The organism is Acinetobacter sp. V110_1 (assembly GCF_031798975.1).
GTDB lineage: Bacteria > Pseudomonadota > Gammaproteobacteria > Pseudomonadales > Moraxellaceae > Acinetobacter > Acinetobacter nosocomialis_A.
Genome location: NZ_JAVQNN010000012.1, coordinates 325,462 through 345,971, shown reverse-complemented (window position 1 = coordinate 345,971; position 20,510 = coordinate 325,462). Strand labels below are relative to the sequence as shown.

Genomic DNA, 20,510 nt, shown 5'->3' with positions numbered 1-20,510 from the left:
TTTATTTTTCTTCTTTAATTTTAAATAGAACACTCATGCCAACCTTTAAGTCTTTGACAGGACGCTCAGGCACCAGATGTAATTTAAAGCTGCGAATATCATAACCGCCAGTCTGACGAGTGGTTTTAATCGTGGCAAATTCACCTTCTGCATCAATATTTTTTATTTTAAACATCACGGTTTGATTCAGCGCAGGAATGAATCCTTCTAGCGTTTTATTTTTATAAACAGAAGCGTATTGATTTTCGCCGACATTTAAACTCACCCATAAATCACCATCTTCTAAAATGCTGACAACTGGTACACCCATCGCAACCAGTTCGGAAGGCTTACCATACGTTTTGGAAACTGTACCCGAAATAGGAGCGAGTAAACGGGTTTCTGCTTCAAGTGCTTGGGCTTCACTGACTGCTGCTTTAGCAATATCAACTTGTGCATCTGCTGTAGATTTCTGCTGGCTGGTACTTCCGCGCTTTGCTCGTGCATATTGTTGATAAGATGCTTCACTTAGCTCTTGAGCAGAAGTTTGTGCTGCTAACATCTCATCTCGTCTTTGACGTGAAATGACACCTTGTCTATATAAATTTTCACCACGTTGATAAGTGGTTTTTGCAAGGTTTGCTTGAGCTTTCGTACTTTGCCAGTTGGCATAAAGAGTATCGATATTTTCCTGTTGAGAGCCTCGGTCTACCGTAGATTGAAATGCCAAAGCTGATTGTAAGGTTGCTAAGGCCTGTTGCTTTTTAGCTTCAATTTCTGGGCTGACTAAACGAACAAGGGGTTGTCCTTTAGAAACTTTTTGACCCTCTTGGACATAAATTTCTTCAATACGACTTGGTACTTTAGTGCTGACGTGAAGAGTTTCAGCCTCAACTCTGCCTTGTAACTCAATAGGCTTGGGTTGATAGCTTTTCCACAAACCGAAACTAATCAAACCCAACAAAGCAATAATGACCACGCCAATAACTAGTTTAATTTTCGAATTTTTAGGTGGTTGCGTATCACTTTTATTCGACTCTACTTCTTGAGTACTGTCAGTTTGATTACTCGGTTGATCTTGACCTGTTTGCTCTGTATCCGTAACAGGTGAATCTTGCTGAGAAGAAGATGATTCTTGATTCATTTTAATGCCCCTATTAACGGATATAGTCAGTGTGTGGTTGAGTCACATAAGCTTTAAACTGGTCCATAGAACCATGGCTTTGCAATAAGGTTGCAAGTGACATGACATATTTATATGCATTTAAAGCCATTTCTGTTTTTAGAGCACTTAATGCATTTTGTGCATCAATGACTTGGGTGGCTGTTCCCATACCTTCACGGAAAGAAAGCTCCTGAATACGTAAGTTTTCTTGAGCTGCACTGATATTTCTTTGCAATAGCGTGTGACTTTGCTGTGCGGAATTGAGCTCGTTATATGACTTATTTAATAATCCTTCAATTTCCTGTTTCGTTCGCTCAGTCATGAGTTCTGAAGCATAGCGTTTTAATTCGGCAGCATGAATATTCTTATTTTTATCTACACCCGAAAACAGGTTGTACTTTGCCATCACACCGACAATCCAGTTTTCCTTTTCATCTAGTGAATATTCACCAAAAGCAAATAGGCTTGGTTTCTTTGCTGCTTGTTGAGCTTGAATATTTGTATTAGCTAATTGAGTATCTAACTGCATTTTTTGCACAAGGCTCGATTTTTGAGCGTAACTACTTAGCAGTGTTTCTAAAGATTGGTTACGAACTGTATTTACAAACAGAGGCGTACTTAAGTCAGGATTGCTTTGCTGATGCAGAAGATTGTTTAAACTAAATTGACTGGCATTCAGATTTGCTTGTGCATTCTGTAAAGTTCGCTCTGCATTATTACGGGCAACTTCAAATTGCATGCGTTGTCCTTTACTAATAAAACCTTGCTGTTCGAGCTTTAGCGCATTGCTGTAATGTTTTTGCATTGCATTAAAGTTAAATAAACTACTCGCGACCAGTTGTTGCTGTAACTGCACATTAAAATAACTTTGTACGACTTCAAACCGCTGGATATCTTGTTGTTGTTGGCTTGAAAGCTGAGAGCGCTGGGCCTGAATGTTGGCTATCTTTTTTGCACTAGTGGTTAAGCCCCCTGTGTAGAGTGGCATGACAACCGAAATAGACGGGCGTACGACCTGATCTTCTACAGTTAAATTGGCGTAGTCTGGAAAACGATTTATACCGTCATGGATGATTTGATTTGAACCTTCCTGAACTTGTCCCAAAACATCGGATGGAATGACATTGTTCCACTGTGAAAGCTTATCATTGAGCCCTTGGCTTAAATCATTCTCAAGCTTTTGTTTAAAAGCACCCAGCGGCACATCGGTTTCACTATGAAATGCGTATGCTCGAACGTTTAAATCAACTCTAGGTAACCCTAAACCTTTGACTGCTTCAGCTTCTAATTGAGAGGCTTGTTGTAAGGCTTGGTTGGCTTGAGTGCTATATGAGCTTTTTAAAGCTTGTTGTTCTGCTTCAGCATAACTTAAACTTTGTGCATAAATAGGCGTTGCAATAAATACTCCCAATACCAACGCGAGATAATTGGGTTTAAAGAAAAAAGGGCGTTTAGACTGTCGATACTGATGTGTTGGCATTTTATATAACAATTTTTGATCATCCCTTATAGTTTAAATTTCTTGTTATTAAATTCAATTATCATATTGTTTATTATACAATTGTATAAAAGCACAAAATGATTTTGAGTTTATTTTGCGTGATGGAAAATCATACAGCAAGTTTTTATATATTCAGCACAGTATGGGAAACTCTATTCACAAGTCAAGTTGAACTTTATTTAGTAAAACTTATAAAAAAATAAGTGAAAGCAAACAAATAAATAAAATAGTTATTGAAAAAATAAACCTAAATACGCCCTAGCATTGAAATATTTACTAGAGAAGCTGCTGCAAGCTTAAGCAATCTGTGGTTAAATGCCTTTTTTTATTGTGTTTCACTTTACAAGGGAAAAATCATGCGCGCGTACAATTTCTGTGCTGGTCCTGCTGCATTACCTACTGCCGTTTTAGAAAAAGCTCAACAAGAATTGTTGGATTGGCAAGGTAAAGGTCTATCCATCATGGAAATGAGTCACCGTAGTGCTGACTATGTTGCGGTAGCTGAAAAAGCTGAAGCAGACTTGCGTAAGCTTATGAATATTCCTGAAAACTATAAAGTGCTGTTTTTACAAGGTGGTGCGTCATTACAATTTTCAGCAATTCCTTTAAATCTGCTTGGTAAAAATAACAAAGCAGATTATATCCATACAGGAATTTGGTCTGAAAAAGCGTTAAAAGAAGCAAAACGTTATGGCAACATTAATGCTGTAGAAGCAGGCATTAAAGTAGATGGTAAGTTCGCAATTTCTGATCAAAGCGAATGGAACTTATCTGACGATGCTGCTTATGTTCATTACGCAGATAATGAAACAATTGGCGGATTACAGTTTGCAGGTATTCCTGATGTTAAAGCACCACTTGTTTGTGACTATTCATCAAGTATTTTATCTGCTCCATTAGATGTGACCAAGTTTGGTTTAATCTATGCTGGCGCACAAAAAAATATTGGTCCTGCTGGTTTAACAATCGTTATTGTTCGTGATGATTTACTCGACCAAGCTAAACCAGAAATTCCAAGTATTTTAAAATATGGTGACCAAGCGAAAAATGGCTCTATGGTAAATACACCATCGACTTATGCTTGGTACTTGTCTGGTTTAGTATTTGAATGGTTACTAGAGCAGGGTGGGGTAGACGCTATTCATAAAGTTAATCTTGAAAAAGCTCAGTTACTTTATGGTTATATCGATTCAAGCGATTTTTATAATAATCCGATTGCTATTCCAAACCGTTCAATTATGAACGTACCATTTACTTTGGCAGATGAAGCTTTAGAAAAGCAATTCTTGAAAGAAGCTGAAGAAAATCATTTATTGAACTTGGCAGGTCACCGCTCAGTTGGTGGTATGCGTGCAAGTATTTATAACGCAGTTCCATTAGAAGGCGTTCAAGCGCTTATCCGTTTTATGGATGATTTTGCTAAACGTAATGGTTAAGTAAATCAAATAATAAAGCCCTCGAAAGAGGGCTTTATTTATTGTGCAATTTATTCATTAAAAAGGGACGAAACCAAATTGATGGATCATCATCGCGGCTAAGAACATACCTAAAACAAAAAAGCAAAACGCACCAGTATCGACCCTTATACGCGGGTTACTAGTTTGAATGAGGCTGGTGGTTTGTTCAGGTATAATCTTCATTAAATAGCCTAATTTTTAAAATATTAGTGAAATTCAATTAGTTTCACTATTTTTAGCATAAATATTCGCCTGAATCCAGATATTACCGCGAATATATTCACCAATATTAAAGTTTTTGTACAAATCATTTTGGGTCGCAATGCGCACTAATATGGCAGGAAGATCATCTTCCAAAACTAAAGTAACATCATAAAGAGTATATTCTGCACCCATAAATGTCATTGAAGTTTTACCGACAATATTACCTTGGAACCACGCTTCATCTTCTTGTCCAAGATTTTCCCCATATAAATATGCAACCATTTTTGAAAAATCAACCGTTACAGGTTCTTGATCTTCCTCAGTTTTTGGCTGCCATTCATTAATGAGTTCTTGTAGGTTTTCAGGTGCAATTCCATTATGTTCAGTTAAAATTGCATTTAGTGCACGGTGATGCTTAATTGATGCTGGATCATCTACAACAATTGTTTCACCAGCAGGTACTGATTCTAATTCATAAGCCCATGCATTAAATTGAACTTGGTAAGTTTGGGTTTTGTCATATTGACAACGATTAACACTAAATAAATTATCAAATGCATAAACAGTCGTATTTTTATTTAATCTTAAACTTAATACTGCCTGAGTTGCTGAGTCACAAGTAATGATGCGTTCAATTTGCGCATTATATTGATAAGGACTTTCAAAACTAGGGAATGCTGTTTTTAAAGCACGAGGTTTTTGATTTTCAACCGCAATAATTTGGTTAATAGTGACATTTTGCCCTTGAGGACCTTGAATCAGCCAGAAAGATTGATCCATTTCATCTTCATTTTGGCATAAACCCATTGGCATTACAGGAGCATCAAGCGCCAATCCAAGCCATTTTGGTACATCTGTCTCTGGATGGGAGGTCAGTAGATTCCAATGCTCTCCATGACTACCAAAATTTTGGTCGTTTACCGTAATAACTTCTGGACTGTTTTGATTTTTCATAAGTACGATTGATGTTGGGTTTATCTCACTTGTTATATTAAATCGAGGGTAATTGTTATTTTTCAAGTCAACATATGTAAATTCTCTTGTAAAAGCACATATTTACTTATTAAAAAGCCTTTTAATGGGGAAAATCACTCATTTTTAAGAGCGAATATGACTGACTGTTAAGGTATTGTTAAAATTAAATTTAGAAAACAAGTTTTATATTTAGCGCTATTCTCTAGTGAAATGCATCTGTTAGACTTAGATTTTTAGTGGAAATAGAGAATAACGTGCTGCCATTTAAGCTGTGGGTAGACGCAGATGCATTACCTAAAATTTTGCGTGAAGTCATTTTACGAGCTTCAGATCGTTATCAGTTAGAAGTGATTTTTGTAGCCAATCAAAATGTCGGAATTACCCCGTCGGTACGTATTAAATCAATACAGGTTTTAAGTGGAGCCGATCAGGCCGATCAGGAAATTGTAGATCGCATGTCTGAAAATGACATTGTCATTACGCAAGATATTCCGCTTGCTGCTCAAGTTATTGAAAAGGGCGGTATTGCGATTCATCCACGCGGTGAAATTTATACCACTGCAAATGTTAAGGCTCGTTTGCACTTACGTGACTTTATGGATACGCTCCGCGGTGCAGGAGTCCAGACGGGTGGCCCACCTCCAATTTCAGAACGAGATAAACGTGAATTTTCGAGTGCGCTCGATCAAACAATTTTAAAGCAAAAACGTAAAACAGCTTAGTGAGCCTCTTATGCCATCTCAGACTAACTTGGCTTCAACTTATGTCTTGCTTGTATTTATTTGGGCAACGACACCTTTAGCCATTGTATGGAGCGTGTCTGACTTACATGTCATGTGGGCCTTACTCTTACGTTTTTATATTGCTTTACCTCTTTCGGTTATAGTTTTACTTATTCTAAAAACGTCTTTTCCCATTCATAAACAAGCTCTCCATAGTTATTTTGCAGGGTCCTTTAGCTTAATTGGCTCTCAAATTTTTACCTATGCTGCGACCCAGTATTTAAGTTCAGGCATGATCGCTTTGATGTTTGGTCTGGCGCCTATTATGGCGGGTTTCATTGGACGTTTTGGATTTGGTCAGCATCTTTATAAATTACAGTGGTTCGGTATGGCGATTGCTGTTTGTGGCCTCGCAATTATTTGCTTAAATGGATCAGGTCAGCACGTGCATCCATTTGGCATTGTTTTAATGTTGATCAGTGTTTTTGTTTATTCATTTTCTATTTTTTGGGTAAAAAAAGTGAATGCCCAAGTTCAGCCCATGGCTCAAGCAACTGGTTCAATCTTGGTTTCATCACTTTTGGCGAGCTGTCTTATCCCATTTATTTGGCAATATGCACCGAGCCACTTACCGCAAGCTAAATCTTTATTTGCTTTAATTTATACAGTTCTGATGGCTTCACTCGTTGCCATGTTCTGTTATTTCAAACTTGTACAAAATATCAAAGCAACTACCTTATCGCTTACAACTGTGATTACGCCTATGTTAGCTATGGTGATTGGCGCTGTTTTAAACCATGAGCATCTTTCAATGATGGTTTTTGTGGGGGCATTTATTATCTTGTTTGGTCTATTCCTGTATTTCTATAAAGACATTCAAGCAAACCGTAATTTTGCCCAACATATTAAATCTAAATAGGAGAAGATGAGGGTAATTTGTTGAGCTTATTCATTAAATTGTTCTAATTCGTAGCTAAATGCATGATCAAATTGATCTCATATCTTAAGTAGTAGAAAATAGCGCAGCAATATAATATTAGGATTGTTAAGGATAGGTCAGAACTTACTGATTTTTAAACCTTAATACAGCATCTAACGATATGGCTAATAAGAAGTGTAGATCACACTTCTCTATTTTCCATCAATCACCTTGGATTTAGAAGGTATGTTTAAACCAATCTCACTGTATATAGGGTTGAGATATACTCGCGCACGACGCAGTAATCATTTTATTTCTTTTATTGCATTGGTTTCGATGGTCGGTTTGACACTTGGTGTCGCTGTACTGATTACGGTACTTTCTGTAATGAACGGTTTTGACCGCGAATTGAAAAATCGTGTTTTGGGAATGGTACCGCAAGCGACAGTTTCATCGACGCAAATTCTTACGGATTGGCCTGAGCTGGTTAAACGAGTTGAAAATCATCCCCATGTGACTGGAGTTGCGCCTTTTACCCAATTGCAAGGTATGTTAACTGCTCAAGGGCAAGTGGCCGGTATTATGGTAACGGGTATTGACCCTAAATATGAAAAGAATGTCTCTATCATTCAAAATCATATTGTTGCCGGTAGCCTCGACTCACTTAAAAAGGGTGAATTTGGTATCGTGCTTGGTAAAGACATGGCCGATTCACTTGGTTTACGTTTAAATGACAGTGTGACATTGGTGTTACCAGAAGCAACGCCATCTCCAGCAGGTGTTGTCCCTCGTTTTAAACGCTTTAAACTGGTTGGTATTTTTAGTGTCGGCGCTGAAGTGGACTCGATGGTCGGGTACATTGCTTTATATGATGCATCGACTTTATTGCGTTTACCTGATGGTGCTCAAGGCGTCCGTTTGAAAATGGATGATATCTTTGCGGCTCCTCAAGTTGCCGATGATATTGTGAAAAACTTACCAAGCAATTTCTACGCAACGAACTGGACCTATACCCATGGTAATTTGTTTAATGCTATTCAAATGGAAAAAACATTAGTTGGTTTATTACTCGTACTGATTATTGTGGTTGCTGCATTTAACATTGTCTCGTCTTTGGTCATGGTTGTAACCGATAAAAAATCCGACATTGCAATTTTGCGTACCTTAGGTGCGTCACCCTCCATGATTACTAAAATCTTTATGGTGCAAGGTACCGTGATTGGTGTAATTGGTACAGTTGCGGGTACGGTTTTAGGTGTAATTTTGGCACTTACAATTAGCGATATTATTTCTTGGTTTAATAATGTGCTTGGACTTAATTTGTTCGACGCCTATTTTGTACATTACTTACCTTCTTACTTAAGATGGCAAGACGTCACAATTATCGTAATTGTTTCTTTACTCTTAAGTTTCTTGGCAACTATTTATCCGGCGCTTCGTGCAGCCAAAGTTCAACCTGCCGAGGCATTGCGTTATGAGTAAAGTCGTTCTAGAAGCAAAAGATATTTATAAGCATTTTGATGATGGTAAATCTAAGGTTGAAGTCATTAAAGGTCTTTCTTTACAGGTTGAAGCAGGACAGTTTGTATCTATTGTGGGTGCGAGTGGTTCAGGTAAAAGTACTTTATTACATGTACTTGGCGGCTTAGATCAGCCTACACAAGGACAAGTATTTTTAAATGGTCAGCGCTTTGATAACTTAGGTGAAGCGGAACGTGGTTTTCAACGTAACCAGTATTTAGGTTTCGTTTATCAGTTTCACCACTTATTGCCAGAGTTCAGTGCGCTTGAAAATGTAGCGATGCCTTTAATGCTTCGACCAGATAGCCAATATAAGTCGGTCAAGGCACAAGCTGAATATTTGCTAGATCGCGTTGGGCTATCTCACCGTATGGACCATAAACCAGGTGAGCTTTCAGGTGGTGAACGGCAACGTGTTGCTCTTGCTCGAGCATTGGTGACTAAGCCTGCGGTCGTTCTAGCTGATGAACCAACAGGTAATTTGGACCGTAAAACAGCTGTGGGTATTTTCGAGTTACTGACTGATCTTAAGAAAGAACTAAACATGGCAATGCTTATTGTGACCCATGATGAGCAATTAGCTCAAGCAGCAGACTCTATCTTGCATATGGAAGATGGTTTGTGGGTGAATGGTTCTTAAAAAATTGTCATTAAATCACATTGTTAAAGCCCACTCAGTTGGGCTTTAATTTTGCCCCTAAAATGATAATGACAAGATTTTGAATGTTTAAAATTATTCTATTGGGGTGGGTTGGCGGTATTGCATTAATGGGTATTAATTTACCTTTAATCATGCAATATGGAGAAGTAGCTAAGGTTCTACTTTTACTTGGCTTTATTTTTTATCTTTTTAAACGACCAGTATTTGTTGGTCGACCACTTTTAAAGACAATGTATTGCCTGTTATGTACAGTCAGTCTATTTACTGTGGGATATCAATATGCCGAGAAAGCACTGATTAAGCGTTTAGAACAAAGAGAAACGGATTCAAAGAATCTCGATATTATTGTTTATATAAAGCAACTCAGTGAAGAAAAAGACAATAAAGTTCAACAAAATGCACAAGTATTAAATCTGACTAAAGAACCAGTAAATTGGCTGTTGTATTTAAAAAATAATAATCAGGGTGTGTTGAAGGGTAATCCAGAACTTGAATTAGGTCATTACTATCGACTATTTGGAAAAACAAAACCTGCGCATAGTTATGCCACAGCAGGAGCTTTTGATCAGGAAAAGTGGTTTGTTCAGCGAAATATAATGTCTGGTTTTATTGTTCAGCATATTGAGCCTTTAAGCCTTGATGAAATATATCGATTGGGATATCAACAGCATTTAAGAGGACAGCAGTCCTTTTTTAATAGATTTCATTTAAATATAGAAAAGCTTCGCTTAACTTTTAGGCATCTATTACACAATTCTTCATTACAGCAAAAGGGCCTACTTTTAGCTTTGCTGACTGGTGATGAAAGTCTTTTATCAGATGAAACTCAACTACAATTTAAACAATTAGGAATTGCTCACTTATTGGCGATTTCGGGTCCACATGTACTTATTTTTGCCATCATATTGTCTTGGGTGTGTCATCAACTCATCTGCCGTTATTATCCTCAAATTTATTTATGGAAACCGAAACAGGTTTTGATGGCTATGCCATGCTGCCTCGGTGTTTTAATTTATACAGCTTTTGTGGGGTTTGAAATTCCTGCACTACGGACATTGTTGTCAGTCTTTATATTTATTTCTTTCCTAGTATTAAAACAACCCCTTAAACCATTTGCATTACTGGTATATAGCGCAAGTCTACTGTTACTAATGGACCCGTTTAGTGTCCTTTCTGCAGGTTTTTGGCTGTCGTATGGGGCATGCTTTATTTTATTAAGAATTTACCAAACTATAGTGCAGTTACCTGAGCAACATTTTTTAAGCTTAAGCTCAAAACTGATTTTTATGAGTAAGGTGTTAATTGAGTCTCAAGGCAAAATATTTATTGCATTGAGTCCTTTAACCTTACTTTTCTTTCAACAAATTTCTTGGGTTGCTCCATTAACCAATATTATTGCTGTGCCTATTGTTGGTAGTGTTATTGTCCCATTAAATATTTTGGCTGCTTGTGCATGGTTTGTAGTAAAACCATTTGGAAATATGCTTTTTCATTTCAATGATATTTTACTCAGTATCTTACTGAGTTGTTTGGGCTTATTAGAAAAAATCTCTTTACCATTACAGGGTATAAGCTTGACGCTACTAGCTCTATTTACAGTTAGTTTAGGTATCCTTATTTTATTTTTGCCTAAAGGCGTTTTCCCAAAAATATGGGGATTACTCTGTTGTTTACCCCTAATTGTAGTGAATAAAACGAACCAGCAAATTCAGCTTCATATTTTAGATGTTGGACAGGGGCAGGCTATTTTCTTAGAACATCCTGAACAAAACTGGCTAATTGATACAGGTGGCTCTTACGATGAAAAGATCTTTAGTATTGGCAAAAATGTTGTAGTCCCATTTTTACGCCAACAAGGTGTAAAACAGTTAGATCGTGTTGTGTTGTCTCATCTTGACCAAGATCATAGTGGGGCTTTTCCTGCCATTCAGCAGGAGATTCCTGTAAAGCAGGTTCTCTCAAATGAGCAATCTTCAAATACTCTCAAGCAGTCATTTCAATATTGCCATCAAGGTCAACAATGGCAATATCCTGAGTTAGATATTCAAGTTTTATGGCCTAAACAAAAAGATTTAGTTTTTGTACCTTCTCAACAGAATCAATATTCCTGTGTGATATATCTTCATTTCAAAGGAGTCAGTGATTACCAAAATTTTCTGATTATGGGAGATGCGGGCTGGGAAGCAGAATACGAGCTGTTAAAAGACTATCCAAGCTTAAAAGTAGATGTTTTGGTATTAGGGCATCATGGAAGCAAACACAGTTCGGCTTATGATTTTCTTGCAACCCTACAACCAAAACTGGCAATTGCATCAGCAGGGTTTGATAACAGTTATGGCCATCCTAGCCAAGAGGTTATCAATCGTTTAAAAACCCTTCATATCCCACTTAAAAGTACAGTAGAGCAAGGGGAGTTAAGTTTTGTTCTGGAAAATCACAAAATGGTTTTACACGACCGACGTTTTGAGCGGATCTGGTTGCGTAGAGTTCTCTAAAGCTTCAGCTTTGAGTCTATTCACAGTTTTAATCGCTTCTGAAGGGTCAACATTATAAACATTATCTAAAGCTGGGTTTGCTTTAAAGCGTTTATAGCTCCAGTGGTAGTGTTCTGGATATTTATGAATGAGCTGCTCAATTGCTTGATGGATGACATAAGTGCCATCGTCAGCAGAGCCTTCATAGATTTTCTCATCCATAGGTTCAATATGCATGGTAAACCCGTCATTTTCATTACGGATCGCATACAGAAATAAAGCTTTCGCTTTAGTTTTTTGGATGAGCTTGGCACTTAAATTACTTGAAGCAAGTGGAACACCAAAATAATTCACCATATCTCCACCTACATTCGGAGTATGATCCGGCAAAATTACTGTAGTTTCACCTTGTTTAAGTGCTTTAAAAATTTGTCTTACGCCAGTTTCATCGGTCGGGACGAGATTCGCCTGTTCACGGCTGCGAGCTTCTCGTACGAAACGGTCAGCATCATCATTTTTGACTGGTTTATATAAAATAGTCATTGATGTGAACTGGGCACACCATGCATTCATTACTTCCCATGTACCAAAATGAGGAACAATGAGTACAACACCTTTCTTCGCTGCTAAAGCATCATGAAAGTATTGTTCGCCTTCTATACGATGAATACGAGAAATATTTTCTTGGTTCGATGAACCCCAAATACTTAAAAATTCAAAATATGAGGTTAATTCATTACGTATAGCCTTTTCTGTAATTGCTATACGTTGTTGTGGTGTTAAGTGGGGTAGAGCAATCCTTAAGTTAAGTTCTATACTTTTTGAGGTTTTAGTAATTTTTAAAGTATTTACAAGACCAGCCAATAGACGAGCAATAGAGCGCCCAAATTGAATAGGTAGTCGGCTAAATGTTTTGAGTAATTGATAGTTCATGCTTTTTGAATCTGGTCTAGTCATCTATAGCAGTAAGGTAAGGAGGGAACAACAAATAAAAAAGACAAAAATATTATAAATGAAATCATATTATTTAGACAGTTTTTATCAAATCAACGTATATAATGACATCATTTCGATTGATTTGGATTGGAATTTTATGTCCGATTGGCCACCAAAACCACAAAATGAACCTATAACCCCTAAACAGAACGGACCAGAATGGCAAATCCTTGAGAAAGCTGTAATGGCTTCTGTAGAAGAACAACGCCGTAGTCGTCGCTGGGGTATATTCTTTAAAACACTTACTTTTATTTATCTATTATTTATTGTTGTGTTAATGGGCAAGGGTTGCTCAACCAGCAAAGAAGGCTCAGCAGCAAGTAGTAGCAGTGCTCATCTGGCTGTAGTTGATATTGTTGGAACCATTGATGCTTCAAGTAATCAAGCAGTAAATAGTGAAGATACGAATAAAGCGCTTAAACGTGCTTTTGAAGCTTCAAATAGTAAAGCAATTGCACTTAATATTAATTCTCCTGGCGGTTCTCCTGTTCAGTCGGATGAAATTTGGCAAGAAATTCGCTATTTGAAAAAAGAACATCCTGACAAGAAAGTCTATGCAGTAATTGGTGATATGGGTGCTTCTGGTGCTTATTATATTGCTTCTGCTGCTGATGAAATTATTGTGAATCCATCAAGTTTGGTCGGTTCAATTGGTGTCATTATGCCGAACTATGGCATTACTGGTTTAGCTCAAAAACTCGGAATTGAAGACCGTACTTTGACAGCGGGCACCAATAAAGACATTTTAAGTATGACAAAACCGATTAATCCTGTACAAAGAGAACATATTCAGTCTGTACTCGATAATGTCCATACTCATTTTATTAATGCAGTTAAAGAAGGACGCGGGAAACGCTTAAAATCGAATGACCCTGCTATTTTCTCTGGTCTTTTCTGGACTGGTGAACAAGCAATCCAGTTAGGTGTTGCTGACCGCTCAGGTAACATTACGAGCTTGATGCGTGAACTGAAGCTTGATAATAAAGTTGACTACACGATTGAACGTAACCCATTACAATCTATTCTTGGTCGAATGGGTGCAGAAATGGGTAAAGGCTTAAGTGAGTCGGTTGCTCAACGTTTAGAGACGAGTCAGAACGCCAAGCTACAATAATTTAAATCAGGATAACGGTATGTCAGTAAAACCGGTTATACACTTTGCGCACGCCAACGGTGTGCCATCTATGGTGTATCAAAAATTGTTTGATCAATTAAAAGATGAGTATGACATCATTTATGTTCCACTCATTGGTCCTGACAAACGTTATCCAATTACCGATCATTGGCCTTTTTTAGTTGATCAGGTGATTGATAGTATTGTACGTCAAGCTAAAGGGAGAAAGGTGATTGGACTTGGGCATTCGCTGGGATCAGTTTTAACCTTAATGGCATCTTTTAAACGCCCTGAGCTTTTTTCACAAGTGATAATGTTAGATCCACCTCTTATTTTGGGTAGATACTCTTTTGCTTTTCATATGGCAAAACTGTTTAAACCCAAGATAGTTGATGACATGACACCTGCAGGTTTATCTGCACGTCGTCGTGAACATTGGGAGTCACGTGAGCAAGCGGCTTCTTTGTTACGTCCAAAAGGTTTTTATAAAGACTTTGATGAAGACTGCTTTCAAGCTTATATTGATTATGCTTTGAAAGAAGATTCGGTACGTGGCGGCGTAACTCTCACTATTTCTCGTGAAGATGAAGTTGCGATTTTCCGTAAAAATCCTTCTTGGTGGTGGCTACCTATGCCAAAACCAAAAATGCCTGTACATTTAGTTGTAGGAAAAGAAAGTGCCTTCTTAAAAAGAGGTTTCCCTCAAATGGCAAAGCGTAAAATGGGAATTCCATTTAGTGTCGTTGAAGGAGGGCATATGTTCCCTCTAGAGCATCCGATTGAGACAGTGAATTATATTAAGAAGCTTATTCATAGCAATTCACACTAATAAGACTTTCATTAAAAAAGGACATGCATGCATGTCCTTTTTTAATTTAAGTTGAGCAAAGCTTTTACCAAGATGCAAAACGTATAGGGTGTTCAAGAATTTGATTACGGAAATAGGCTTGTCCATCTTTCCATGTCAGTTGGCCATTACATAACCACTCTGCAACTTGAGGATAAATGAAATGCTCAAGTTTATGTACACGTTCTGCCAAAGAGGCAACATTGTCATGTTCTTTGACTTCAATCGCAGATTGAGCAATTGCTTGACCAGCATCAAGTTCAGAAGTTACAAAGTGAACTGTACAACCATGCAATCGATCACCTGTATTTAATACACGCTGATGTGTATTAACACCTTTATAAGCAGGTAATAACGAAGGGTGGATGTTGAGCATTTTACCTTGCCATTTATCGACAAAGTTTGCAGTTAAAATACGCATGAAGCCAGCTAAGATAACGATGTCAGCTTGCCACCTCATAAGTTGCTGATGCATCGCTTCATCAAAATCGGCACGACTAGGAAAGTCTTTATGCGAGATTACCGCTGTTGCGATATTGGCATTTTGAGCACGCTCTAGGGCATAAGCATCGGCTTTATTGGACAATACACCTACAATTTGCCCTGATAGACGTGCATCTATCAAGGCCTGTAAGTTACTGCCGTTCCCAGAGACTAGAACAGCAATTTTCATCATTCAAAGATCACACGAATTTTTTCGTCTGCACCTTCCACTGATTCAGCATTTTCTTGGATATGTCCGATTTTCCAAGCTTTTTCACCTTGAGCATTAAGCACTTCAATTGCTTTTTCTGCATCATTTGCGTCAACTGCAATCACCATACCTACACCACAGTTAAAGGTGCGGTACATTTCAAAACGTTCTACATTGCCTTCACGTTGTAGAAGTTTGAATAATTCTGGCCATTCCCAAGAAGCTTCATTAATTACAGCTTGAGCACCATTTGGTAATACACGTGGTAAGTTACCCGGTAAACCGCCACCAGTGATGTGTGCCATAGCATGTACATCAACTTGTTTGCAAAGCTCAAGAACTGGTTTTACATAAATACGTGTTGGTTCCATTGCAACATCTGCAAGAGGGCGGCCATCAATCACTTGAGTTAGGTCTACATTCTTAACGTCTAAAATTTTACGAAGTAATGAATAACCATTTGAATGAGCACCGCTTGATGCAACACCAATAAGTACATCACCAGATTTTACTTTAGAGCCATCAATAATTTTACTTTGCTCAACAACACCTACGGCAAAACCAGCAAGATCGTAATCTTCGCCTTCATACATGCCAGGCATTTCAGCTGTTTCACCACCTACAAGTGCACAACCTGCAAGTTCACAACCTTTACCGATACCAGTAACTACATTGGCAGCTACGTCTACATTTAAGTGACCAGTAGCATAGTAATCGAGGAAGAATAATGGTTCTGCACCACAAACCAAAAGATCGTTAACACACATCGCGACAAGGTCTTGGCCGATTGTGTCATGACGATTAAGGTTAAGAGCTAAACGTAATTTAGTACCTACGCCGTCAGTTCCTGAAACCAAAACAGGTTCTTCGTAACCTTTAGGGATTTTGCATAGTGCACCAAAGCCACCAAGTCCGCCCATTACTTCTGGACGAGTTGTACGTTTAGCGACTGACTTGATACGATCGACCAGTGCGTCGCCCGCTTCAATGTCAACACCCGCATCTTTGTAGCTTAAACCGGTATTTGGGGTAGAAGTTGAGTTGCTCATAAATGAAGTCTCCGCATTGGCGGCAGATTATAACCTGAATATACGAAACTCTTATGTTATTTATGCTCGAAAATGCTATCTTTAATAAAAATATTTTTCCATTTATAACGATTAAATCAAAAAAGGCTATATTTTATGCAAGATCGTATACTGCGCCGTATTTTCTTACTCGCAGGTATTGTATTGCTGGTATGGGTATTATACTTGCTCAAGCCTGTGGTCATTCCATTTCTTGGTGCTTTTTTCCTGGCTTATTTATTTAGTCCACTGGTCGATGTTCTAGTCAAAATTAAGCTACCTCGTTGGTTGGCAATTAGCATTGTTTTTATCGGTATTGGTGTAACTTTGACTGTCGCATTATGGTATTTGGTTCCACTCATCTGGAAACAACTTGTTTATGCACGAGATAGTATACCGGCCGGAATTCATTGGATTAATGCAGAGCTGTTACCATGGATTTCTTCAACATTCCATGTTCAGCAAATGGAAATTGATACCGATCAAATGTCCAAAGCGGTCATGGATTATGTTCAGACCAATTACAGTGCCGATAGTATTCAAGCTGTTTTATTAAAGCTTGCACAATCAGGTCTGAATTTTATTCAGATTGGTGGAACAATTGTTTTAATTCCAATTATTGCTTTCTATTTCTTGCTTGATTGGGACCGTATGTTACTGAACTTACGTCGTCTCATTCCACGACCATATGAAGAGACTACTTTACAAATCGTTCGTGAGTGCCATAGCGTTTTAGGAGCATTTGTTAAAGGTCAGTTCCTCGTTATGCTTTTACTCGGCGTAGTCTATGCCGTAGGTTTACAGTTAATTGGGCTAGAGGTCGGACTTATTATTGGGATGGTGGCTGGCCTTGCCAGTATTATTCCTTATTTGGGATTTGCTGTCGGTATTATTGCAGCCGTTATTGCAAGTTTGTTCCAGTTTGGACTGGACTGGACCCACTTACTACTCGTTGGTGTGGTTTTTATGATTGGTCAAGCAGTAGAAGGCTATATTCTACAACCCTTTCTACTCGGTGATAAAATTGGTCTTTCGCCTGTTGCGGTTGTATTTGCTGTATTGGCAGGTGCCCAACTTGCAGGTTTCTTAGGAATGCTCATTGCATTACCTGTGGCTGCCGTCATTGTTGTACTCTTAAAACATCTAAGAGATAACTATGAAAAAAGTAGTCTTTATGGCGCGTATTCGGAATTATTTGTACAAGAGGGTAATATTCAGCAAATTCATGTAGAAACTGGAAATACTAAACTTGATCTTGAAGTTAAAACACAGCAAGATACAGATACACCGAATCTTTCAGATCAGAAATAATTTCAAGGCCAATTCATTATATGCGTCAACTCCAACTGGATATAGAACCTCAACTTGATGCCCGAATCAGTGATTTTTCGGGACCAGGTTGGGGGCATGTAGTCGATGCAGTGCGTCAACTACATGCGGGTCTAGTAAATAGATTTTATATCTATGGAGGTGCAGGAACAGGTAAGAGTCATTTGCTTTCGGCGATTTGTGATTCTTATTTGGAAGTGGGTAAGTCTGCGATTAAAGTTTCTTTGCTAGAACTTCTTGATGCTCCCATAGAGGCAATTACCTGTTTAGAGCACTATGATTTAGTTGCTTTAGATGACATTGAATCTATTAGTGGTGTGCCGCACTGGCAAAAAGCGGTTTTTCATTTAATGAATAACCATGAAGGGCAACTTGTATTTTCTTCACGTGTTGCACCGATTGAATTAAAACTGGAGCTGCCAGACTTACAATCACGTCTTACTCAAGCAGTCAGCGTAAAAGTGCCAAGTGGAAGTTTATATGCGGACCGCTATGCTTTAGTCACTTCTGTTATGGCGAGACGTGGTATCCATTTCGATCAGCAGATTGTAGATTATTTACTTTTACATGGACCTCATCAGGCTTCTGTATTATTGCAGACCGTAGCTCAACTAGAGAAACTTCTTAAAGGTGAGAAGACTAAGCTTTCAAATGCAACTTTAAGACAGATCTATGCTTTGATTGATGAATACCAACAATAAACACTTCTTATATTCTGTCTTTTTGTTGGTTAGGCTAAGTTCGGTTTTCTAATATAAAAATAAAATAAGAACTATTAAATACTTATTCTTTAAGCCTTAGAGTGAAATGTTAAATTTTTTCATAAGTGAAATTTCCATATATCAATAGATGTTTAATTGTCCAAATATTTATAAAGCTACTTATCTAAAATGACGCTATAGACCGATCAAAACATCTTGAGAAATTCTGATTCCTGTGACAAAGTACGCACAAAGGATGCGTTTGCAAAAGTGGAAACTTTGCAATATTGACAAAGAAAAATGAAAAAAATAGGTAAGGAGAAGGGTATGCTCAAACGGAGCATTGCTTTTGCATTATTGGCTGCTGCTGGGCACGCTTATTCTGCTGATATTCAAGTCACAAGCTTAGTTGATGAAGATAAAGATGATACGGTATGTACGCTACGAGAAGCTGTACAGTTTCTAAATTATCGTGGTTCATCTAATGCAGCTGATGTAGAAAAATATGCAAATGGTTACCATGGCTGTGGAAATAAAGATGCTTCATCAAATATTATTTTACAGCGTGATAAAGAATATGCATTAAATACCCGAATAACGATTACAGCTCCTCTTACCATTAGTACAGCAAAAAATGATTCTACTTTAGTAGACGATCAACCAGGTTCGCATAACGCGACAATAAAAATGGTGGGTACAGATCAGCTATTTAAGATTGATGATGAGAATGTTGAAAAAGCATCTTTTTCTGTTTCTTTAAGCGATCTTAATTTACAAGGTGCAGGTCCTAACACGACAGCATTAGAAGGCGGGTTGATTTATAACCATGAACAATTAATTATTCGAAATTCACGTTTGATAAATGGTTATGCAACACGAGGTGGTGCAATTTATAACGCAGGTAATTTATCTAATACGACAAATACTGCTGGTGCAGTTACGCTTATCAATAATTTAATTCAGAATAATAAAGCAGCTCAAGGTGGCGTTCTATATAGTGAAATGCCGCTCTATTTTATTACTCAATCTGTAATACGTGATAATGAAGTTACAACGGCAGATAATGCTTTACTTTATACACAAACTAAATTTGCCGATGAAAGTACGGGAGGATATTTAACTTCCAGAGCAATTGGTATAAGTAATAGTACAATTTTTCATAATAAAGGTGGTTTTATTGCGAACATCCGAGACGGAATGTTTGTTAATAACATTACAATGATTAAAAATGATAAAGGGCTATTTCTAGATGCTCCACAAAGTAATGCCTCGGTTTCAAATAGTATATTAGTAGGAAATACTGTTAATTGTCAGGTAAGTACGACTGACAAGGCCGTCATACAAAGTAATTTAGTTACAGCAGAATGTAATCGTAATGCTACTGCAAAGCTCCCTAATATTCTTTATCCCGCGAGTGAGAAGCTGATTGCGGGTGATAGTGATGAAGGTGTATGTGATGTAACCTCTCCGACTGGATTATTATGCCCTTACAATACGCCAAAAGATAGTTTTCTCGGTTTCTTTAGACCACGTTTACTTGAAAGTTATCAAAGTTTATCTGATTCATTAATCATAAATAAAGGACGTCTTTATAGTGATGGTTCTTCAATTGGTTTAGCAAGCTGTGAAAGATATGATCAACGTGGTAAAAATCGTAGTGGTTACGATGAACTTTGTGATTTAGGTGCAATTGAATATATTTTAGATAACCAAATTGCTCCAGTTGGCCAAGATATTAAATATGGTCAAGTTGCAAAATTTAGTATTTTAGGCTCTTTGAGTGAAGCAGATTTGGTCACTCCTGCTACATGTAAACGTTTATTTGGTGACCGTCCTGATGGTAAAGAATGGCAACCTGGATGTCTTAAAGTTATACAAAGTACTGATACACCAATTTCTAAAGGTACTGTTACTTTAGATCAGAATGGAAATGTTGTTTACACACCAAATGGAAATTGGCATGGTGCAGACATTTTTAAAATTCAAGTTGTTACGAGTGTATCAAGATTTAATGATGGTTCAGATTTCCAATATATTACTATTCCTGCCACTGTAGTCCAAGAACCTGTATCTGGCATCGAAGATAAGTCTGTGAGCACAGGTGGAGGGGGAAGTGTTGGTAGTGGATTAATTTTAGGGTTATTTGGATTAATTGCATTACGCCGTTTCAAGTCATAATCAGGG

General features: G+C 37.8%; 18 protein-coding genes and 1 pseudogene. 11 read left to right on the top strand and 8 right to left on the bottom strand.

The genetic code is table 11. The features are described from left to right. Position 1: 1 nt before the first annotated feature. Positions 2-1,123, bottom strand: a complete 1,122-nt coding sequence (locus RMA95_RS02095; protein ID WP_311069452.1) for an efflux RND transporter periplasmic adaptor subunit — start codon at positions 1,121-1,123, stop codon at positions 2-4. Positions 1,124-1,136: 13 nt separating this feature from the next. Next, entirely contained in the window at positions 1,137-2,624 is a 1,488-nt protein-coding gene (locus RMA95_RS02090) for a TolC family protein (protein ID WP_311069451.1), read from the bottom strand. Positions 2,625-3,001: 377 nt separating this feature from the next. Here RMA95_RS02090 and serC point away from each other — a divergent pair, with 377 nt between their 5' ends. Next, complete coding sequence (serC, locus tag RMA95_RS02085; protein WP_311069450.1) at positions 3,002-4,081, top strand: 3-phosphoserine/phosphohydroxythreonine transaminase; 1,080 nt, start codon at positions 3,002-3,004, stop codon at positions 4,079-4,081. A gap of 57 nt (positions 4,082-4,138) precedes the next feature. Here serC and RMA95_RS02080 read toward each other — a convergent pair whose 3' ends face one another. After that, a complete protein-coding gene (locus RMA95_RS02080) occupies positions 4,139-4,285 on the bottom strand; it encodes a hypothetical protein (protein ID WP_019457296.1) in 147 nt (48 codons plus the stop codon). Positions 4,286-4,318: 33 nt separating this feature from the next. Next, positions 4,319-5,260 (bottom strand): hypothetical protein, encoded by a 942-nt coding sequence (locus tag RMA95_RS02075; RefSeq protein WP_304456461.1) that lies wholly within the window; start codon positions 5,258-5,260, stop codon positions 4,319-4,321. A gap of 257 nt (positions 5,261-5,517) precedes the next feature. Here RMA95_RS02075 and RMA95_RS02070 point away from each other — a divergent pair, with 257 nt between their 5' ends. Together RMA95_RS02070 and RMA95_RS02065 are read left to right on the top strand one after the other, a co-directional pair. Further along, positions 5,518-6,003, top strand: a complete 486-nt coding sequence (locus RMA95_RS02070; RefSeq protein WP_079377047.1) for a YaiI/YqxD family protein — start codon at positions 5,518-5,520, stop codon at positions 6,001-6,003. A gap of 10 nt (positions 6,004-6,013) precedes the next feature. Beyond that, on the top strand, positions 6,014-6,922 hold the full coding sequence (locus RMA95_RS02065; RefSeq protein WP_311069449.1) for an EamA family transporter: 909 nt from the start codon (positions 6,014-6,016) through the stop codon (positions 6,920-6,922). A 29-nt stretch (positions 6,923-6,951) separates the two neighbouring features. Here RMA95_RS02065 and RMA95_RS02060 read toward each other — a convergent pair. Then, positions 6,952-7,032, bottom strand: a pseudogene (locus RMA95_RS02060) (PilZ domain-containing protein); the annotation flags it as partial. A gap of 136 nt (positions 7,033-7,168) precedes the next feature. Here RMA95_RS02060 and RMA95_RS02055 point away from each other — a divergent pair. The 3 genes from RMA95_RS02055 (at position 7,169) to RMA95_RS02045 (ending at position 11,599) form a co-directional block, all read left to right on the top strand. Further along, positions 7,169-8,404 carry a lipoprotein-releasing ABC transporter permease subunit gene (locus RMA95_RS02055; protein WP_311069448.1) on the top strand — a complete coding sequence of 412 codons (1,236 nt, stop codon included), beginning with the start codon at positions 7,169-7,171 and terminating at the stop codon, positions 8,402-8,404. Continuing rightward, the gene (gene lolD, locus RMA95_RS02050) at positions 8,397-9,083 is read left to right on the top strand and encodes a lipoprotein-releasing ABC transporter ATP-binding protein LolD (RefSeq protein WP_311069447.1); all 687 of its coding nucleotides are present in this window, start codon (positions 8,397-8,399) and stop codon (positions 9,081-9,083) included. The genes RMA95_RS02055 and lolD overlap by 8 nt, the downstream gene beginning before the upstream one ends. 83 nt (positions 9,084-9,166) lie before the next feature. Continuing rightward, positions 9,167-11,599 (top strand): DNA internalization-related competence protein ComEC/Rec2, encoded by a 2,433-nt coding sequence (locus RMA95_RS02045; RefSeq protein ID WP_311069446.1) that lies wholly within the window; start codon positions 9,167-9,169, stop codon positions 11,597-11,599. On the opposite strand, the gene RMA95_RS02040 is transcribed toward RMA95_RS02045, so the two are convergent. Next, the gene (locus RMA95_RS02040) at positions 11,552-12,535 is read right to left on the bottom strand and encodes a lysophospholipid acyltransferase family protein (RefSeq protein ID WP_311069445.1); all 984 of its coding nucleotides are present in this window, start codon (positions 12,533-12,535) and stop codon (positions 11,552-11,554) included. The genes RMA95_RS02045 and RMA95_RS02040 overlap by 48 nt on opposite strands. Before the next feature lie 136 nt (positions 12,536-12,671). On the opposite strand from RMA95_RS02040, the gene sppA reads away from it, so the two are divergent. Together sppA and RMA95_RS02030 are read left to right on the top strand one after the other, a co-directional pair. Next, positions 12,672-13,688 carry a signal peptide peptidase SppA gene (sppA, locus tag RMA95_RS02035; RefSeq protein ID WP_233929962.1) on the top strand — a complete coding sequence of 339 codons (1,017 nt, stop codon included), beginning with the start codon at positions 12,672-12,674 and terminating at the stop codon, positions 13,686-13,688. Positions 13,689-13,707: 19 nt separating this feature from the next. Beyond that, positions 13,708-14,517, top strand: a complete 810-nt coding sequence (locus RMA95_RS02030; protein ID WP_311069444.1) for an alpha/beta hydrolase — start codon at positions 13,708-13,710, stop codon at positions 14,515-14,517. 64 nt (positions 14,518-14,581) lie between these two features. On the opposite strand, the gene purN is transcribed toward RMA95_RS02030, so the two are convergent. Continuing rightward, a complete protein-coding gene (gene purN / locus RMA95_RS02025; protein WP_311069443.1) occupies positions 14,582-15,211 on the bottom strand; it encodes a phosphoribosylglycinamide formyltransferase in 630 nt (209 codons plus the stop codon). Continuing rightward, a complete protein-coding gene (purM, locus tag RMA95_RS02020) occupies positions 15,208-16,278 on the bottom strand; it encodes a phosphoribosylformylglycinamidine cyclo-ligase (RefSeq protein WP_000071984.1) in 1,071 nt (356 codons plus the stop codon). The genes purN and purM overlap by 4 nt, the downstream gene beginning before the upstream one ends. 135 nt (positions 16,279-16,413) lie before the next feature. Between purM and cxpE the strand changes: the two genes are divergently transcribed. The 3 genes from cxpE (at position 16,414) to rbtA (ending at position 20,504) form a co-directional block, all read left to right on the top strand. Beyond that, positions 16,414-17,607: a chloramphenicol efflux transporter CxpE gene (cxpE, locus tag RMA95_RS02015; protein ID WP_263614386.1), complete on the top strand. Its 1,194-nt coding sequence runs from the start codon at positions 16,414-16,416 to the stop codon at positions 17,605-17,607. A gap of 20 nt (positions 17,608-17,627) precedes the next feature. Further along, complete coding sequence (gene hda / locus RMA95_RS02010; protein ID WP_001249536.1) at positions 17,628-18,326, top strand: DnaA regulatory inactivator Hda; 699 nt, start codon at positions 17,628-17,630, stop codon at positions 18,324-18,326. Positions 18,327-18,653: 327 nt separating this feature from the next. Beyond that, positions 18,654-20,504, top strand: a complete 1,851-nt coding sequence (gene rbtA / locus RMA95_RS02005; protein ID WP_311069442.1) for a rhombotarget A — start codon at positions 18,654-18,656, stop codon at positions 20,502-20,504. Positions 20,505-20,510 lie beyond the last annotated feature (6 nt).